Here is a 19,985-nt window from a genome sequence, read left to right on the forward strand (position 1 = left end):
CTTTGTTCATACTTCTACAAACTATCTTCCTTTTTCTCATTTTTTTTGAACCGGGGAAAAGAAACATACCTTTGTTTTTTCGGCATTTACAAAGTAATGATGAAATATGAAAGTTAAGCCATTTACCATTGCCATGCACGCCCTGGTTTGGGTATTATTGCTGGTTATTCCTTACGTTTCAACCGACCAGGTTTTTAATTCGTTAGACCCCGCCTCTGATATAAAATATCTCCTTCTCTGTTTGGTTTTAAGTACCGTATTAATAGTAACTTTTTACTTCAACTACTTTTTCCTGATCCCCAGGTACCTGCTTTTTAAAAAATACTGGCTTTATTTCTTCTTCCTGTTGCTCGCAATAGCAACGGTATTGGTCCTTTGCGGCGTCATATTTTTCTTTTCTGATTTCAACCCTGAAACATTATCCAAAACAAATCCGACTATTGAAAAAATTATTCCCGTTATCATCATCAATGCTATTTCATTATGGCTCTTATCCATTGCATCCTCCATTCTATTGGCTGTTTATAACAGGTTAAAGCAAACCGAAAAGGAAAAACTTTCTGCACAAATTGCTTCTCTCAAATCGCAGATCAACCCTCATTTCCTGTTTAATACGTTGAATAATATCTATGCTATCGCCATTGATACTTCACCCAAAGCAGCGGATATGGTTGATAAACTTTCGGAGATGATGCGGTATACCATGAAAGATACCCAACAGGATTTTGTTTTGCTGGAAGATGAAATAAATTACATCAGCAATTTTATTGAATTACAGAAATTGCGTTTAGACAGAAGCGTGAAACTGGAATATAATATCCTGGACTATATCCCTGCTTTGCAAATTGCCCCGATGCTGCTGATCCCTTTTGTAGAGAACGCTTTTAAGCATGGTGTGAACTCCGAACAAAAGAGCTATATCAAAATTGAAACGGCCATGAACAAAACAGAATTTCAATTAAGAGTAACAAATAATAAAGTGAGCGTTCAAAAGGAGATTTCTGAAAGAAGCGGATTGGGAATTGAAAATACAAAGCATCGCCTGAATTTAATCTACCCTTCAAAACATTTGCTGGTTATTAACAATACCGAAAAAGAATTTTCTGTTTCTTTACATATCAATTTACTATGATAAAGGCTATTGCCATAGACGATGAACCGTTAGCGCTTACCGTGCTTCAATCACTATGCAATAAAAGTGAAAGCATTCACCTGCAAAAAACTTTCACTCAACCTACCGAAGCATTAAAGTATTTACGGAAATTTCCTGCCAACTTAATCTTTTGCGACATACAAATGCCTTCCATGACAGGACTTAACCTGGTAAGGTCATTGCAGCAAAACACAATGGTGATTTTTACCACCGCCTTCAGCGAATACGCAGCAGTTAGTTACGAGCTAAACGCCATTGATTACTTACTGAAACCCATCAATCAGAAACGCTTTACACAAGCCATTAATAAAGCACTGGAGTATTTTGACTATATCAACAAAAAAGACCAGGGCGCAGATAAGCATATTTTTATTCGCGCTGATTTTAGTTTGGCCAAAATCCCCTTGGCAGATATCCTATACATTGAAGGATTAGCCGATTACCTCAAAATTTATATCAAAGATCGCAAAACCATTGTTGCACGGATGCCAATGAAAGATATGATGGGAAAACTGCCTGCTGCCGATTTCATTCGCGTGCATCGCAGTTTCATATTACCATTCAGCAAAATTGAAGCAGTAAGAGGCGCCACCATTTTTATTGGCGACAAAGAGTTTCCTGTTGGCCGGACTTACGCTGAAGAGTTTTTTAACCGTTATTCTTCTTAAAAGCTCCCTTCTTCGCATAAATCTTTCACTTCTTCTCAAAAATTTCTGCGAGGATACTTTTGATTTCATATTTGTATCGTAATCATAAAAATGATTCCCACACGCAAAGTGAAACACACAAACAAGGTATCCTAATTCATTATTATGTATAAGAAAATAATAGTCGTAAACCTCCTTCTGCTATTTAGCACAACGTTGTTGCTGGCGCAGTCAAAGTATACCGTAAGCGGAACGGTGAAGCAGGAATCTTCCGGCGAAACACTCATAGGAGTAACGGTAATGGTGGTGGAAAAACCCACCATTGGAGTAACTACCAATGAGTACGGTTTTTATTCTGTGTCGCTTCCTAAAGGCAACTATACATTGCGCTTTTCTTATGTTGGATATAAGCAGCAATTAGTTCCCATAACATTGAATTCAAATACTACGGTAAGTATCAGCATGTCTGATGGGAGCAGTTTACAGGAAGTGGTAATCAGCTCAAAAAAAGATAACGATATCCTTACGAAAGCCACAATGGGTACCGAGGTACTGAATATGAAAGAAATCTCGAAAGTGCCGGTGGTATTTGGTGAAAAAGACCTGGTGAAAACCATCCAGTTATTGCCAGGTGTAAAATCCAATGGTGAAGGAAGCAATGGTTTTTCTGTCAGAGGCGGCGCCACCGACCAAAACCTGATATTACTGGATGAAGCGCCGGTGTATAACGCATCGCACCTGTTGGGCTTTTTCAGCTCTTTCAACAGTGATGCCATTAAGGATGTCACTATTATCAAAGGCAACAGCCCTGCACAGTATGGCGGCCGCCTCTCATCTGTACTCGATGTAAAAATGAAGGAAGGTAATAACAAGGATTACCAGGTAAGCGGCGGGCTTGGCCTGATCAGCAGCAGGCTGACGATAGAAGGCCCTATTCAGAAAGAGAAATCATCATTCATTATTTCCGGCAGGCGGACGTATGCCGACCTGTTTGCAAGACTTTCCCCCGATATGAAAGATGTTAAACTATATTTCTATGATCTGAACGCAAAAGCCAACTGGGCCATCAATGATAAGAACAAAATATACTTCTCCGGATATTTTGGAAAAGATGTACTTGCCGTATCTAAACTGTTTGGAAGCGACTGGGGCAACGCAACCGCTACATTGAGATGGAACAGCATATTGAACAGTAAATTATTTTCCAACACTTCTTTCATTTACAGTAATTATGATTTCAACGTAGGTTTCAAAACAGATGCCAGTGAAATCAATTTTAATTCCCATATCAGGGACCTGAACCTGAAACAGGACTTTACCTGGTATGCCAACACCAACAATACCGTACGCTTTGGCTTTAATATCATACACCATACCATTACGCCTACAAAAACGGAAGGAACGGATATTGTAAATAATAAGGAAAGCCGTAAAGGATTGGAGAATGCTGTGTATGCGGGCAATTCCTGGAAGATTTCCGATAAAATTAATATTGATTATGGACTACGGTTTTCGTTTTACAATGTGCTGGGCGGCGGCAGCTATAATATTTACAAGGATAATCAACTTATAGACTCCATAAAATTAGCCGATGGAAAAGTTGGCAAAACCTATTACAACCTGGAGCCACGAATTTCTGCAAGCTACAGGCTGAATAATACTGCAACCATGAAAATTGGTTATGCCCGCAATACCCAAAACCTGCACCTGATGAGCAATTCAACCGGTGGAAGTCCCACCGATGCATGGATTGGAAACAGTTACAATATTAAACCGGAGATAGCCGATCAGTTCAGCATAGGACTTACCAAAAATCTTAAAGATAATGCGTTTGAACTTAGTACGGAAGCCTATTACAAAACAATGCAAAACCAGATAGATTACAGGGACGGCGCGGATATAAACACCGTTCCGGATATTGAAAGTGAATTGCTTTTTGGTAAAGGCAGGGCTTATGGGCTGGAAGTTTTATTGAAAAAGAAACAGGGGAAATTAACAGGATGGGTTGGTTATACGCTTTCTAAAACAGAAAGACAAATAAATGGCATCAACAACGGGCAATGGTATAATGCAAAGCAGGATCGTACGCATGACCTGTCAATTGTAGGTATTTATACCTTCTCACCACGATGGACGTTTTCCGGCACTTTCGTTTACACTACCGGTAACGCAGTAACATTTCCTACAGGCAAATATATCTTGAACGATATGGTGATTTATCAGTATGGCAGCCGTAATGCAGACAGGATGCCGGCTACACACCGACTGGATATCAGCGCTACTTACGAAAGACCTGCCAGGAAAAGATGGCAGAGCTCATGGAGTTTCGGGCTATACAATGTATATGGCCGCCGCAACCCGTTCAGCATCACTTTTAAAGAAAACAAAAACAACCCGCAAAAAATAGATGCAGTACAAACCTCACTCTTTCAATGGGTGCCGGGTATAACCTATAATTTCAAATTTTAAGCCTGAATAAAATGAAAAATATTATCAGCATATTATTCATCGCATTACTTGCTACAAGTTGCGAGAAAATAGTGGATCTAAAATACAAGGGCAATAAGTCCCGGATTATCATAGAAGGCAATATCACTAATGAAGCCGGACCATATTATGTAAGAATTACAAAGTCGCTCAGCCTGACAGATACCGGACGTTATCCTACCATTGATGATGCCATCGTTACGGTCAGCGATGATGCGGGGAAAAGCGAATCCCTTACCCCACTGGGAAATGGAACCTACCGTACCAACACGTTGATAGGGGCGGAGGGCAGAACATATACACTCACAGTACAGGTGGAGAATCAAACATATACTGCACAAAGCACCATGCCACAGCGGGCGCCGTTTGATTCCATTAAAGTAGAAACCGATATTATTACCGGCGAAACAGAATACAGCTTAATACCGGTTTATAAAGATCCGCCAGCAAAGGGTAACAATTACCGGTTTGTGTTATGGATAAACAGTAAACTGATCAACCAGCACCTGGTACAAAATGACGAAGTGAGAAATGGCGTAGTTAACTCCGTAAGGCTGGAAATAAATGATGACGATATTGAGTTTAAGCCGGGAGATTCGATAGCCATGCAAATGCAATGCGTTGACAAGAAGGCGGCATTGTATTACACCACGCTGGCCCTGATGGGAGATAGCGGCCCGGGGGGCGGAACTACGCCAAACAATCCACCGGGCAATATTTCAAATGGAGCATTGGGATTATTTTCAGCTCACACAGTGGAGACAAAGAGTGCCGTACTGCCATAAAAAAATGACCCTCAATCCAGGTAACGCGCATATTGATACAAGAAATGTATAGGGAAATAGAGATATTATAGCTCAGCAGGTAAAATTATCGTACGGGTTTAATTGTTAGTAACGATTTCATTATAACAGCAGCGCCGGCGCTGCTGTTTTTTTTAGAGAGATGTAAAGAAATATTTCTATCTTGCGGTACATAATCAAGCACAAATGCATCGTATTTATTCAAGCACACCTCCGCCGGCTGTTGTTGTTTTGTTCGCGAAATAACCAGCGCTACTACGGCTCTTAGCTATTCCTGTTGCAGGAATCAGTTCGTCATTTATATGCACTAAGTCTGTTTATTGACCTGGTTATTTTTGTGTACCCCGTATTCTCTCTTATTTTTTTACACAACCGAAAATAATGACCAGGTATATAATAATGGTTTTCGCCGGCGCATGCAGCTTCGGCATCCTCTCTACTTTTGTAAAATTAGCCTACCGCGAAGGCTATACTGCCGCGGAAATATCCGTTACACAAGCCTTTGCAGGCATGATTGTTTTATGGCTCCTGTATCTCATCACCCGGCGGCAACGCCACTCCATGAAGCCCGGGGATTGGGCCTGGATGCTGATCACAGGCGGGTGTATTGGTCTTACCAGTTTCGTGTATTATGTGTCAGTTGCCTACATACCGGCATCAGTAGCCATCGTGATCCTGATGCAGTTCACCTGGATTGGCCTGCTGCTGGAAGCATTGCTGTTTAAAAAGAAGCCTTCCGCATTACAACTCGTCACCACCATCCTCATTTTGGTGGGAACCTGGATGGGCAGTGGATTAGCTGGTGGCGGCCTTTCCGGGCTGTCAGTGAAAGGTATGCTGTACGCCGGCGCCTCTGCTTTTTTATATGCAGTGTATGTGATTGCCAACAGCCGCGCAGGCAAATCGCTGGACGCCGGTAAGAAAAGCGCGGTCACCATCACCGGGTCCACGCTGTGCATCTTCCTCGTGAATGCGCCGCAACTGGTAGCCAGCACGCACTTCGATACGGGGCTGCTAAAGTGGGCGCTGTTCCTGTCGCTTTTCGGTACCATTATTCCGCCATTGCTGTTTGCAAAAGGAATCCCCAAAGTAGGTGCGGGTATCAGCGCTGTGATCATGACCGCTGAACTGCCGGTAGCCATTGTATGCTCGCATTTCATCCTGCATGAACGGGTGAACGGCCTGCAGTGGGCGGGAGTAACACTAATGCTGCTGTCGATGCTGCTGTTCAATGCACATTATTTCCGCAAATAGAAGAAGGGACCGGGCATTTTTGCCCGGTCCCTTCTTCTATCTGGTACGAATTTCACGCAATAGAACAGCAACGGATCTTCACCTGCGACCATCATGTACCCATTGGAGACGCTTATCTGAAACCCTGACTACTCAGGTCCCGGGGGCCGCTCCGTTTCTAATCCTCCGCTTCATGAATCGCCATCACCGTTTTTATGATTGCATCCGGTGTAACTGAAATACTATCTATGCCCAGCTGAACAAGGAATTTGGTGAAGTCCGGAAAGTCCGATGGGCCCTGCCCGCAGATCCCTACCTTTACATGCTGTTGCTTCGCTACCTTGATCAGGTGTGCGATCAGCCGTTGCACCGCTGGATTACGCTCGTTATAAAGATTGGCCACCAGGGAAGAATCCCTGTCGAGACCAAGTGTGAGCTGTGTCAGATCATTGGATCCTATCGAGAATCCGTCTATGTATGCAGAAAATTCTTCGGCCATCATGATGTTGGATGGCAGTTCGGCCATCAGGTATACTTCCAGTCCATGCTGTCCGCGGCGCAGCCCGAATTCCTCCATCGTAGCCAGCACCAGCTGAAGCTCTTCCACGGTGCGGCAGAAAGGAATCATCACCACTACATTTTTTAACCCCATCGTTTCCCTTACTTTAAGGATGGCTTTACATTCCAGCTCAAAAGCAGGTTTGTATTGGGGGGAATAGTAGCGGGAAGCGCCTCTCCAGCCTATCATGGGGTTTTCTTCCGTGGGCTCAAAATATTTACCGCCTAATAAATTGAAGTATTCATTACTCTTAAAATCGGAGAAGCGAACAATTACTTTTTCCGGGTAAAAGGCGGCAGCAATTTTTCCGACGCCATACGCGAGTTTATCAATAAAGTAATCTGTTTCACTGGCATGCCCCTGGATGAGTTGTGCAATCTTTGCAGATAGTTCGGGATCATTCAGTTCTTTGTGTTTCAGCAACGCCATTGGGTGCACCTTGATGTAGTTGTTGATGATAAACTCTTCGCGGGCAAGTCCCACGCCTTTGTTCGGCAGGTGTGTAAACTGGAACGCCATCGCCGGAGAACCTACATTCAGCATCAGTGGTGTGCGGATGGCAGGCAGGGTGCTCAGGTCCAGTTTATCTTCCCGGAATGGCAGGATGCCTTCATATACAATGCCATCGCTGCCTTCGGCGCAACTCACGGTGATGTCCTGGCCGGCGTTTAATTTTTCGGTAGCGTCGCCACAGCCAACAATGGCGGGGATCCCCATTTCACGGGCTACTATGGCAGCATGACAGGTACGTCCTCCCTTATTGGTTACAATAGCGGAAGCCATTTTCATGATGGGCTCCCAGTCGGGATCGGTCATGTCTGTAACGAGTATGTCGCCCGGTTTGAATTCGCTGCCGGTAATCAGGCGGTTATCGAGGGAGAAGAGGATGTTCACTTTGCCGGCTGCAATCTTATCGCCAACAGCGATGCCTTTCAGCAGTTGCCGGGGAGAAGCGCCGTTATGATTGATGGCATAGGTGGTGATCAGGTTATGATCTTTACGCGAATGAATGGTTTCCGGCCGTGCCTGTACAATGAACAGTTCATTGGTAAGCCCGTCTACCGCCCATTCTACGTCCATCGGGCACCAACGGCCTTTTTTCTCAGAGTAGTAGGTTTCAATGCAGCGTACCCAGGTAGCCAGCTGCATGATCTGTGTATCGTTTAAACAAAAATGTTGCTGCTGCTTTTTTTCTACGGGGATAATCTTTGTTCTTTCATCACTGCTTTCTCCGTACACCATTTTCTTATCCTTCACGCCGAGTTTCTTTTCAATGATAGGGGTGTAGCCGGGCTGCATACAGGGCTTGAATACAATAAATTCATCCGGCGATACAGCGCCCTGCACTACCATTTCTCCTAAGCCAAAAGACCCGTTGATCACCACTACTTCCTTAAATCCTGATTCGGTATCAAGGGAAAAGGCTACGCCGGAGGCGCCAAGATCCGCACGCACCATTTTTTGTACACATACGGATAAGCCTATACTAAAATGATCATACCCGAAGTTCTGGCGATAGCTGATGGCGCGGTCGGTAAATAAAGAGGCAAAGCAGTTTCTTACGGCATCAATTAAAGCTGCGGGTCCTCTTACGTTGAGGAAGGTTTCCTGCTGACCGGCAAAGGAGGCATCAGGAAGGTCTTCCGCGGTAGCAGACGACCGTACGGCCACATCGGTTTGTTCCTGTCCGTATTGATGCGATAAAGCATAATAGGCGGCAATGATTTCCTCGCTCAGCTCATGCGGAAAACGGGTGCTGCTGATGGCCTGCCGTATTTTCTGACCCGCCCTGCGCAAGGTGATAATGTCGCTGTAATCTACGGTAGCCACCTGCTCTGCAATAAATTGTTCGAGCCCGCTTTGCTTCATAAAATCATAGTATGCTTTGGTGGTGATGGCAAACCCGGAAGGAACCGCTACGCCTGCTTCCGATAGGTTGGCAATCATCTCACCCAGCGAGGCCGATTTACCGCCAACTAAGGCAATAGCATCCATGCCCACCGCGTGGAGCGGCAGTACAATACTTTCTCTCATGTAAAAATGAGTTTAGTGAATAATAATATGGAAGGACGGTTTTTTGTCTTCCAAACGTGGTTAGATTTCTATGACACCAAATTAGATCATGCGGAAATGGAATAACGGTAACCCGGATAAAAGCGAAAACAAATCTAAAAAAATAGGATGCCGCCGATTTTTTTTCAGCAAATCAGTAGCAGTATCCCTATTTTTGATAAAAAATCGGCTCATGAATTTTATACCTGACCAGATTGATATGTGTATAATGGACATATTGCAGGAGGACGCCAGGACCACGAATAAAGAGATTGCCGCCAGGTTAGGTAAGTCAGTTACTTCTATATTTGAAAGGGTGAAACGCCTGGAAGCAGAGGGGTATATTTTACGCTATATCGCTGTACTTAATAAAAATAAACTGGGCAAAAATCTCGTAGCCTGGACCAGCATCACCCTCAAGGAGCATGGCCAGGACAAGTTTCCCGAGTTTGAACAAAAGATCAATACCTTCCCCGAAGTAATGGAGTGTTATAAAATGAACGGGCAGTTCGACTACCTCCTGAAAGTACTCATTGCCGATATGGAAGCCTATGAAGTGTTTAATTTCACCAAATTATCCAAGCTGGATAATATCTATAAGATCCGCAGCCTGTTTGTTTTAGCAGAAACAAAACAGGAAGTGGAACTAAACCTCAAAACAAGGCTGCAAACAAAACTGCAACAGAAAAATAAATAATTTTAAAAAGTAGGGAGATGGTTCTTTTTCGGGATTATCGTAATTTCAGGAAAAGTTAACCCATATGGCAAAACAAACCGGGATACTCCAGTTCACCGGTAGGCTCGGTAACATTATCGGCTACAGGCGAAACGGATCCTACTTCATTCGTACCATGCCGGAAACGGTCCGGCAAACTTACGCTACCCGCAAGGCAGCACAACATTTTGGCATCGCCAGCAGGAAAGGTAAACTGATCCGGCACGCCATTACCCCTCACCTGGATATCAGGCCCGATGGAGCATTGGTGAATCGCCTGAACAAAATACTTATTCCGGCAGGGAGAGAACATCTGAAAGCCGTGAAAGGATTCCGGTTTAACCGGCATTGCGGCGTGGAATATTTCTTTCCGGAACAACCGGTTGTTCTGCACAACACCCTGAAAATACCCGCACAAATAATACCGCCACAGGGAGCAGCCACGCACCTGGTTGTAAAAGTCATGGCGGTCCGGCTCTGTTTCAGGGAACGTTGTATTGAAAATGTGCATACTGCCACGGCTACCATTGATCTGAACCAACCCTTCAACGGCATGGAACTGGAAACAACTGTTCCCGGAAAAGGATCATTACTGGTAATATTACAGGTGCAGCCCTATAATGATACCTATGCCATACAGAACAAACGCTGCATGGTAGCGGATATCATAGCAGTAGCCGCACCCGTACCCACGAAGCGAAAGACCATCACAATAGCAGGTGATCACCGCATCAAGTCCACCTTTTCTGCACGCATTTGGCGTGTCCTAAGCGACCCCTCGCCCAATCCTCCGCCATTGTTTAGTACTGTCAATGGCCATTCACCACCGGAAATTGTGAAATCCGCAACTTAGTACACCCGAAAGGCACCAATGTAATCTCTTCTTCTTCGCCTGTTTCCATACCATAGGTAATGCTATAAGGAATGGGGCCGGCCATCTCATTGTATAACTGCCAGGAAGGAATCCTTTTTGCCCTTGTTTTAAGGGAGATGGGTACCTGCCCGGGATTCCACGGCCAGCCGGTTTTATTACCATGTTGCACTACCTGGTAACGTGCCGCCAGCTGATCATCCGGAGTGGCTATCAGCGCATAGTTCCACGGGGTGGCGGGGCGCACTTCCAGGTAGCCGGCGCCATATTCCACCGGGTCCTTATCATTTTTTACGGCAGTTACTTCTTCGCCTATCTTCAGCGCATAGGTAACCGGACCGCGTTCTACCGATATCGAATTTTCAAACCAGTGCTGCTGGTAGATATGCATCGGCAACGCCAGTTCCACTACGTCACCCGGCTGCCAGGTTCTTTCTACTTTCACTACCTGGTTACCTGCGGCCTCCTGCCATACTTTACCATTGATCTTTATAATCCCTTTTTTACACCACGCAGGTATCCGCAGGTGAAAAGGAAAGCTTACTTTTTTGGGCGTGTTAACAGTAAACGTAACCGCTTCTTCAAACGGGTAATTGGTTACTTCCTTCACCGTAACAGGCGTTTGCCCGGTTACATATATTTTCACTTCGCTGGGGGCGTACACCAAAGCCGCCACGCCACTGTCGGCGGTGGCATACCAGAGGTTTTGTGCAAACTTCGGCCAGCCCTGGTGCATATTGGAGGTGCAGCATGGATAACCGGATAACAACCCGTAACAAAGATCCGTACCGCTGTGGTTCACATCAAAGTTGCGGATATGCCGTGTAGCCATCACCTGGTTGGCCTGCTGGAAATACTGCCGGCTCATAAAGTCTTCCGTGATCTGCGAAGGCAGTACATTAAAGGCAATCTTCTCCAGCTGATCGGCATACCTCACGTCGCCGCTTATCTCCAGGATACTTTCCAGTGAAAACATCATCTCTACGGCCGTGCACAACTCCGATCCCTGCGTGGGGTTGTTGCCATGCAGGGCTTCATCCCCGCCGTAAAGACCATTTGCCATCCCATTGAATGTACGGAGGTCGTCAAACCCTTTGGCAGTGGCCTGCGGGTATAACGTATCGGGGTGCTGCTGGAAATAGATCATGGGCTCTTTGATGCCCTGTGCAAGGTTTACGCCATGAATGCTCCCTGCGGTAGATAGCAGGTTAGTATGCATAAACGCATCGGTATAGTCGAAGGTCTGCTTGTGGAGCAGGGCTGCAAGGTCCAGCAGGAACGCATCTCCCGTAATATTATATAACCAGTATACTACCATCAGGTTATCTCCGGCGCGGTACTTTGCCCAGAAAGTCCAGTGATCCAGCGGCTTTTGCGGCAGCTCTTTCAGCTGGTACCGGAAGTAGCTGGTCATGAGTGTAATGATCCGCGGATCGGCAGTAGCGTCGTAGTATTGCTTCAGCACTTTCAGCATCACCATCTTGGGCCACCAGTCGCGGCTATTATCCCTTTGAATGCCCGCTTCATAAGGATAGTCTTTCGCCGGCCCAAAATAACCATCGGGTTGCTGGCTTTTGATAGACCATTCCACCCAGGGTTTTACTTTGGCAATCAGCGCTTCATCTTTCAGCAGATAAGCCAGCGGCAGCAGTCCATCGATCCAGTAAGGACCGCGTTCCCATTGGTCGCCATCGCCGCCCAGCCATCCGTTCCGCTGGTTCATTACCAGCGGGTACAATTTATCCAGCTGGCCGGTAGCGCCGTTCTTTTGCTGTACCAGTACTGTACGTAGCCATCCCTGTGGCGTAATGGCGCCTAAAGGAAGCATGGAGTATGGTTTGGGATGGAGGGGAGCCCGGTTGCCATAATAACGCGGCACAGGCGCTGTATTCTTTTTTCCTTGTGCCGCTGCCTGTAAAATAAGACCCAGCAATATCGTGGAAGCTATAGCAAAATGTTTCATAAATGATTTGTAACGTGGCATAATGAACCGCCAATATATCTTTATTTCAGACGGGTAGTTATCCCGGTCGACTCATTCTTTCTATAAAATGTATCAAAAAAAAGCTGCTCCCGGTAAAGGGAACAGCTTTCAGATACGGGGAGATAAAAGATATTTTATGCCTTTTTGTGTTCAACGAGTTTGTTATTACCGGAAGGCTGCTTTACCAGGGCAAAGCTGTCAAATACTTCTCCGGTGGCCAAACAGGAACGAAAGGAAAGTGTGTCATGGTCAATGGTCACCAGGCTGTAAAGCTGGATATCACCGGTTACTACGTCTGTCCATTCAATGGCGCTGTCATAGTTATACATTTTGGCACCGCTCACGGTAACCAGGTACATGGTATTGCCGGGAGCTATCTTTTTCATACCCCTGCCATAGGCATGGTCATGTCCCTGCAATACAATATCAACTTTGTATTTGTCAAACAGCGGCTTGAAGTATGTTTTCACCTGCTTGTTATCACGCCCTTTCTTGGTGGAAAATACCGGGTGATGCATGGTAATACAGGTCCACCTGCAGGGATTGTGCTGCAACAGGTTTTCCAGCCATGCTGTTTGTTTGCTGATCAGCGCATCGGAAGTAGCTTCTTCGATCATCATGGTGTTCAGTGAGATAAAGCGTACGCCTTGTATATCTGTATAGTACACACTGCCTTCCAGCGCCGGATCGCTGGTATTGTTGGCAGGCAGGCCGAATTGTTCTTTCCAGTAAACAGACAGGTGAGGCTGGTCGTCTTCATGTGTATATTCATGATTGCCCGGTGTAACGATCGCCGGGAGAGAGCCGTGAATAAACCCGCCTGCTTCAAACCATTGCCCCCATTCTTCATCATTGTTTGCCCGGTTCACGAGGTCGCCCGCATGAATGATCAGCTGTGCATCCGGGAGCTGCGCCCAGGCTTTCCGGATCACGCGGCTCCAGAAAGGACGGATGCCTACCTGTGCATCTCCGAGGTAAATGAAGGAGAGCCTGTTGCCTGCTGCTTCGGCGGTGCGGAACTGCATCCATTCGCTCCAGCCGCTATCGTTACCCACACGATAAGTGTAGATCGTTCCAGGCTGCAGCCCGCTGAGCGTTACGCGGTGATGTGCGGCGCTCACCGTTTCAAAACGGAAAGGACGTGCATCGGCGGCTACACGTATCGCTTTGGCAGCAAAGGCGGGATGTGCATCTGCTACTGCATATTCTGCAAAGTGCTGTCCTTCAGCAGTAGCGGTGCGCCAGTTTAGTGTAACTGACGTATCCGGTTTATCCGTTACCGTTAGTATGATCCGGTCGGGCAGGGGCGAAGCCGGGTATGCCGGCGCCACATCCGCAACGGGAGCCGGCAGCAATACGGAGCCTCCTGCAAGCGGAAGTAAAGTGCCCGCCTTCAGGAAGTTACCCAGGAATTTTCTTCTTTCCATATACTTAATTGGATTTTTCGTTTAGTCGTTAACGTATCTTCAGGTACCACATCTTTGTATTGATATCATCCGGCCCGAATACGGTAATGGCGGCCTTGTAGTTATCCAGGTTTACATCCTGCTCAGAGGTGGGCCAGCCATATCTTACAGGAAAGGTAGGCTGGAAGGCCATCGGACCAGCCACAAAAGCAGGGAAGCCGGTACGGCGGAAATCAAACCAGCCCTCTGCACCGCGAAAGGTCATTGCCAGCCACTTTTGCGTGATCAGCTGCTTCAACGTACCATCATATTTTACCACCGGTTGCGCATAATAGTTACGGCTTGCCGCGGTAGTTGTCAACCCGTAATATGCCATAGACGCTTCAATGCCGTTGTAATACAGTGTGGCAGCATCGGCGCCCGGTACAGTTACTTTACCACGCTGCACTGCTTCTGCCAGCAGGAAACATACTTCGGAATATACCATCATACTGGCTTTAAGACCGGCAGATTTATTTTGCCGGAAGAAGGAACTGAAAACTGACTGGTGCGATTCGCCTCCGTTATAATCCGCAGGATTGGTTATTGCATGTGGCAATCCCACATACTGGTGCGGGTCTGTAGTTGCGCCTGTACTGCTGCTCACCGGCGCGATCCAAAGCTCCAGGCGGGGATCATTCCTTTCGAGTAAGGCATCTACCAATTCTTTACTGGCTTTGGTTTTGAGAAAATCATTGTCAATCATATTCAGCGGCCCGCCCGGCCAGCTATCATCTTTTTTCACACCGGGATAAATGACCTCTGCATTGTCTGCATTGCCGGTCATCAAAGGATATTGCTCTTTATTGCTGATCATTTCCTGCATCTCTTTGTAGGCATCGGCATATACTGCTGCGCAACGGGTGAGCAAACGTATCCGCAGTGAGTTGGCAAACTTCCGCCACTTCAGTGCATCGCCGGCAAACAGGGCGTCAGCGCCGGCATTCATACCGGCGCCGGATACTTTCAACTGTTCATTGGCATCTTTCAGCAATGCCAGTAAACTCATATAAATATCCTCCTGTTTATCATAAGTGGGTTTTATATTTCCGTTCTCCAGCGATTGCAGGGCTTTGGAATAAGGCACATCTCCGTAAAGATCCGTGAGATAAGAAATGTTGAAAGCCATCAGGACACTACCTGCTGCCGCATAAGCGGGAATGCCGGAGGCATTGGCTTCCTGCTGCATGGTTTTAATCACCATAGCACGCTGGTAAATATCATTCCAGTCTACGGATGTCCACCGGAACAATTCGTAGTCGTTGTTCCTGATCAGCGTAATGTACCTGCCCAATGCTGCCGGACGGCGTGCAAATGCATTTTCCTCATAGGCATAAGCAGTTTGCGTAATGGCCTCGGTGAAATGATATTCCGGCCGTGTGGTAACCGGGCTGTTCGGATTGGTGTTTATTTCTTCGAAATCCTTTGTGCAGGCGCTGAGTACCAGCACAAATGCTAAGGAGGTATATAAGCGGATATTTTTCTTCATGATCAGAGTTATTAAAAGTTACAGCTAAGTTTTGCGCCATAGGAACGGGTACCTGGTAAAGTCCAGTGACCAACACCCTGGTAGCGCTGATTGGAAAGGCTCATCGTGATTTCCGGATCATAGCCATTGTTGGCGGAGGTCCAGGTAAAAAGATTGCTGCCTATCAGGGAAATCGATAAGCTGCTGAGGAAAGGCAGCTTGCGCATCAGCTGCGGGCCACATGTATAGGTGAGCGATACTTCTTTCAGCTTTACATACGTAGCGCTATAAGTTTCATTCTCATAATATTTCCAGTATTTATTATCATAATAGGTGGAAGCGGCAATGATCACATCATTTTTCCGGTAAGTTCCATCGGCATTGGCAATCACACCTTCCATGATCATACCGTCGTCGCGTTTGGCGCCATTGGCATCGGTCCAGGTTAATCCACCATGTGCTGCATCCCTTCCATAAAGTGTATTTTCCGTGCGCCCGTCCTGTATCAGGCTTTTCGCTACATAGGAATAATATTGGCCGCCTTGTCTCCAGTCTATCAGCATATTCAGGGTAATATTGCGGTAGTGGAAGTTATTGTTAAAGCCCACCATATAATCGGGGTTATAGTTGCCGATTTTTGTGAACTCAGGATCCTGTTGTTGCAGACCATTGTTGTTAAGCAACGCCTGTCCGGCAAATTCGCCATCCTTTACTTTTAACCAGCTGCGGGTATAAAAGTCTCCCATCTGTGTACCTTCTTTGATCAGGTATTCAATATTACTACCGTCTGTAGCGCCCAGCATATAACTGCTTACGCTGCTGGTCAGCGCAATTACTTTATTCCGGTTACGGGTAAAGTTGATATCAGATTTCCAGGTAAAGCGGCCTTTTACCGGTACAAGGTTCAGGGCTGCTTCCCAGCCTTCATTCTGGATATTCCCGGCATTGATCAGCATACTGCTGGCGCCGGAAGCGATGGTGGTCGGCGCCAGGATGATCTGGTTCCTGTTATTGGTTTTATACCAGGTAACGTTAAAGCCTAAACGATCTTTAAAGAAGCTGGCTTCCATACCGCTTTCCCAGGAGGTGGCAATCTCCGGTTTCAGGCGGTTGTTCTTCTGATTGAAAGTAACAGTAGCCCGTTTCACATTTCCCCAGTCGGTATCAAAAGGCACGGTGTTCAGCAACTGGTAAGGGTCTGTATCAGCGCCTACCTGCGACCAGTTGGCACGTAGTTTCAGGTAAGTGAGCGGCTCCCATTTCAGATGCAGCATGTCGGAAACAATAGCGCTAAGAGATACAGAAGGATAGAAATAGGAATTGTTTTCGGGCGGAAGCGTGCTGCTCCAGTCGTTACGAGCCGTCATACTCAGGTACAGGTATTGGCGGTAGCTCAGTTCTCCAAGCGCATATACACTATTGATCCGCTTGTGTGATTTACCCTGGCTATAGGTCATGGCGCCGGCGGCGGCGTTAGACAGGTTGTAAATGCCGGGCAATGTTAAGCTGCCGGTAGATTCCTGGTTGGTGCTGCTTTGCTGGTCCATACGGTTGCCACCGGCGGCAACCGACAAACTGAAGTCGCCTTTCAGTTTAGGCTTCCACGTTAGGAGGAAATCGCTGTTCTGTTCCTGGAAATGATCATTCTGTAATACAAATGCACCCTTAGGATTTCTTTTTGCGCTGAAAGGACGCTTCTGGTCCTGGTTCAGTGAGTAATAGTCCAGGCCGGTACGCAGCATCAGTGTGAGGTCCGGGCGGATATCAAAAAACAGCTGCACATTGCCGGTTAAACGATTGCGGTTGTAACTGTTGGTTTCTTCATAGGCAATGAGATAAGGATTATCATCGGTAGAGTAAGGGTTGTACTGCTGCAATCCTTCTTTTCCTTTCACCCAGTAATTGCGGAGGGCATGGATATCCACATTCGGCGTTAACTTATATACCTGCATCGTCACACTCTCAGTATAGGCAGAAGGTCTGTTGTCGCTCTGGTTATTGGTATACGCAATATTACTGCTGAGACGGATGGAAGGACGGATGTTATACGTACCCGAAAAGGTAAGGTTATTTCTTTTCATACCGGTGTTGGGAACAATCCCTTTGTTCTGCATATTCCCGTAGGAAATACGGAAGTTACCTGCATCGCTGCTTTTAGATACGGCAATATTATTCGTATAGGTATGACCGGTATTAAAGAAATCTTTTACCCGGTTTGGATAAGCTTTCCATTCCAGTGGAATAGGATCGCCATTTTCATCCAGGGGGCTGTTCCATTGTACCAGTTTGGCGCCGGTATTCAATTTGGGCCCCCAGGCGCCGGTGCTGATGGTATTGGTGGAACCTGACCAGTCGCCGGAACCAAATTCGTTTTGAAAGTGTGGGAACATCCACGCTTTGTCGAACATGGCAGTGGAATTAAACGATATGCCAAGTCCTTTTTTCTGTGCACCGGAACGGGTGGTGATAAGGATCACACCGGAACCCGCCCTGCTGCCGTATAATGCGGCCGCACTGGCGCCTTTCAGCACGGTGATGCTGGCAATATCATCAGCAGGAATATCACTGATAGGACTGCCATAGTCAATGGTTTGTTTACCATCTACCGCCTGTGCAGGATTTTGTATGGCCGGGGCTACCGGCACGCCATCCACAATGTATAGTGGCTGGTTATCTTTACTGAGAGACGACTGTCCGCGGATGGTGACCATTACACTGGACCCCGGATCGGCGCCGGTGCTGCGAACGCTTACACCGGGAACTTTTGCGGTGAGGTTGTTGAGTACATTGGGCTGCGGCACATCGCTTACTTCTTTTTCCGATAGCTGGGAGATGGAATAACCGAGGGAGCGCTCACTTTTCTTAATACCCAGGGCCGTTACCACTACTTCATTCAGCGCATTTTTGGCAGGAAGGAGCGTTACATTGATCAATGCAGGCTGTTCGGCCGTAACGGTAACATCCGGTATCGTTTGTTTTTTGAAAGAGATGTAGCTGACTTCCAGCGTATATGTTCCCGGAGCGGCTGGCAAATGATAACTGCCATCGGAGGTGGTAACGGTGGTTTGTTGCGTTACGGCGATGCGTACGGTGGCGCCGGCAAGTGGTTCTCCCTGGTCAGAGAAAATTTTACCGCTGATACCGGTCGCGGTTTTGCCGGCTGGCGCCACGCTCAGGATAATATAATCATTAACAATGCGGTAACGGATACCAGCGTCGGTCAACAGCCAGTCCAGCGCATCTTTCAACGCTACAGGGCTCTTACGGACCTGGATGGATTGCTTCATCCGTGCATTTACATCCTCATCAAAAGTAAATCTTAGCAGCTGTTGCGTTTTTACCTGCTGGATAAACTGCTGAACACTGATCCTGCTTCCCTGGAGCGTTATCAGCTTGCCGGGTTCCTGTTGCGCCATACAGTACTGTCCTGCACATAACAGAAAGATCAACATCAGGAAGCGATGTGTTAAAATTGTTTTCATTATTTTACAGTTGAATAACCGGCAGGTGGTTAAGATCTGCCGAAAGTAAATTGACTGACAAACCGGTCAGTTGCTGAAATAAGCGCCCTGCTACAACAGGGCGTTTTTTATTTTTAATAGATATCTATTTGTTGCTGATTCTGGCGCCAGGAGAAACCAGCCGTTTGTGACAGGATGTCCAGTACCATTTTCAAAGACTGGCGATGGAAGCTGGCAGTAATCCTTTTTTTGAGCAACGACGAACGGTGTACGGTAATCTTCACACCATACCATGTTTCCAGCTCCCGGCAGGTTTCCGCAAAAGAGGCTTGTTCGTAATTTAATTCTCCGTTTATCCATGCAGTGGCGCCTGCAACAACAGGACTGATATCAAACCGCCCGTCGCCGGTATGCACCAACAATTGTTCTCCCGGATGAAGATCACCCAGCTGCTGATGATTGTGCAGCAACCGTACCTTACCGGTTTGTAAGGTTACTGTTAACCGCTCCGCTTTGTTTTCTTCACGTATTTCAAATGAGGTGCCCAGTACCTCAGTAGTGTATAGTCCCGTTTTTACAAAGAAAGGCTTGCCGGCCACCGGGGCTACTTCAAAAAACGCCCGGCCCTCCAGCAGGATCGCGCGTTCTTTACCATTATATTCATTGCTATACAGGATGGCCGCTCCGGGAAAGAGGGTAATATTGCTTCCATCCGGTAACTGTACCTTCTTTACCAGCATGGGGGCGCCGGTAACCCTGGCCCAGCTTACGGCAGCAGGACGGGTACGTGTAAAGAAAAAAGTAAGGCCAACTCCCAGCAGTATTATAATACTGGCAGCTACAGAAATGCGCAGGAAACGTCTGCGCATCTGCAGCGGTAACCGGGAACGGAATGTTCGCCATGCCTGTTGATCCGGCAGGTAGTGGATACCCGGCAATACCGTCTGGCGCCAGGCGGCTTCCATACATTCCTGAATAAACACAGGATCATCGCCACCGGCGATATAATCTTCTATGGCGGCTTTATCCTGCTCCGGCAGGGTTCCTGCGAAATAACTGGTCAATACTGTTTTTGCTGGTCTTTTCACGGTAATTGTTTACATCTTT

At 46.8% G+C, this 19,985-nt stretch carries 13 protein-coding genes; 7 read left to right on the top strand and 6 right to left on the bottom strand.

The genetic code is table 11. The features are described from left to right. Positions 1 to 106 precede the first annotated feature (106 nt). The 5 genes from ACMXI2_RS06095 (at position 107) to ACMXI2_RS06115 (ending at position 6,344) form a co-directional block, all read left to right on the top strand. Positions 107 to 1,132, top strand: a complete 1,026-nt coding sequence (locus tag ACMXI2_RS06095) for a sensor histidine kinase (protein ID WP_483780808.1) — start codon at positions 107 to 109, stop codon at positions 1,130 to 1,132. Next, positions 1,129 to 1,821, top strand: coding sequence for a LytR/AlgR family response regulator transcription factor (locus tag ACMXI2_RS06100; RefSeq protein WP_483780809.1), 693 nt, complete (start codon positions 1,129 to 1,131; stop codon positions 1,819 to 1,821). Before ACMXI2_RS06095 ends, ACMXI2_RS06100 begins: the two co-directional genes overlap by 4 nt. A 144-nt stretch (positions 1,822 to 1,965) precedes the next feature. Then, positions 1,966 to 4,269: a TonB-dependent receptor gene (locus ACMXI2_RS06105; RefSeq protein ID WP_483780810.1), complete on the top strand. Its 2,304-nt coding sequence runs from the start codon at positions 1,966 to 1,968 to the stop codon at positions 4,267 to 4,269. An 11-nt stretch (positions 4,270 to 4,280) separates the two neighbouring features. Continuing rightward, positions 4,281 to 5,072, top strand: coding sequence for a DUF4249 domain-containing protein (locus tag ACMXI2_RS06110; RefSeq protein ID WP_483780811.1), 792 nt, complete (start codon positions 4,281 to 4,283; stop codon positions 5,070 to 5,072). 399 nt (positions 5,073 to 5,471) lie between these two features. Next, positions 5,472 to 6,344: an EamA family transporter gene (locus tag ACMXI2_RS06115; RefSeq protein WP_483780812.1), complete on the top strand. Its 873-nt coding sequence runs from the start codon at positions 5,472 to 5,474 to the stop codon at positions 6,342 to 6,344. Positions 6,345 to 6,501: 157 nt separating this feature from the next. Here ACMXI2_RS06115 and ppsA read toward each other — a convergent pair whose 3' ends face one another. Next, entirely contained in the window at positions 6,502 to 8,916 is a 2,415-nt protein-coding gene (gene ppsA, locus ACMXI2_RS06120; RefSeq protein ID WP_483780813.1) for a phosphoenolpyruvate synthase, read from the bottom strand. A 211-nt stretch (positions 8,917 to 9,127) separates the two neighbouring features. Between ppsA and ACMXI2_RS06125 the strand changes: the two genes are divergently transcribed. Together ACMXI2_RS06125 and ACMXI2_RS06130 are read left to right on the top strand one after the other, a co-directional pair. Continuing rightward, positions 9,128 to 9,631, top strand: coding sequence for an Lrp/AsnC family transcriptional regulator (locus ACMXI2_RS06125; protein WP_483780814.1), 504 nt, complete (start codon positions 9,128 to 9,130; stop codon positions 9,629 to 9,631). A gap of 64 nt (positions 9,632 to 9,695) precedes the next feature. Continuing rightward, positions 9,696 to 10,502, top strand: a complete 807-nt coding sequence (locus tag ACMXI2_RS06130) for a hypothetical protein (protein ID WP_483780815.1) — start codon at positions 9,696 to 9,698, stop codon at positions 10,500 to 10,502. On the opposite strand, the gene ACMXI2_RS06135 is transcribed toward ACMXI2_RS06130, so the two are convergent. The 5 genes from ACMXI2_RS06135 to ACMXI2_RS06155 form a co-directional block, all read right to left on the bottom strand. Next, positions 10,459 to 12,483: a beta-L-arabinofuranosidase domain-containing protein gene (locus ACMXI2_RS06135; protein ID WP_483780816.1), complete on the bottom strand. Its 2,025-nt coding sequence runs from the start codon at positions 12,481 to 12,483 to the stop codon at positions 10,459 to 10,461. The genes ACMXI2_RS06130 and ACMXI2_RS06135 overlap by 44 nt on opposite strands. Before the next feature lie 155 nt (positions 12,484 to 12,638). Beyond that, positions 12,639 to 13,931, bottom strand: a complete 1,293-nt coding sequence (locus ACMXI2_RS06140) for a purple acid phosphatase family protein (protein WP_483780817.1) — start codon at positions 13,929 to 13,931, stop codon at positions 12,639 to 12,641. Positions 13,932 to 13,959: 28 nt separating this feature from the next. Further along, a complete protein-coding gene (locus ACMXI2_RS06145; protein ID WP_483780818.1) occupies positions 13,960 to 15,438 on the bottom strand; it encodes a SusD/RagB family nutrient-binding outer membrane lipoprotein in 1,479 nt (492 codons plus the stop codon). 11 nt (positions 15,439 to 15,449) lie between these two features. Beyond that, on the bottom strand, positions 15,450 to 18,899 hold the full coding sequence (locus ACMXI2_RS06150; protein ID WP_483780819.1) for a SusC/RagA family TonB-linked outer membrane protein: 3,450 nt from the start codon (positions 18,897 to 18,899) through the stop codon (positions 15,450 to 15,452). 113 nt (positions 18,900 to 19,012) lie between these two features. Next, entirely contained in the window at positions 19,013 to 19,966 is a 954-nt protein-coding gene (locus ACMXI2_RS06155; RefSeq protein ID WP_483780820.1) for a FecR family protein, read from the bottom strand. Between the last annotated feature and the right edge of the window lie 19 nt (positions 19,967 to 19,985).

The organism is Chitinophaga sp. G7 BAM 1005 (genome assembly GCF_057126945.1).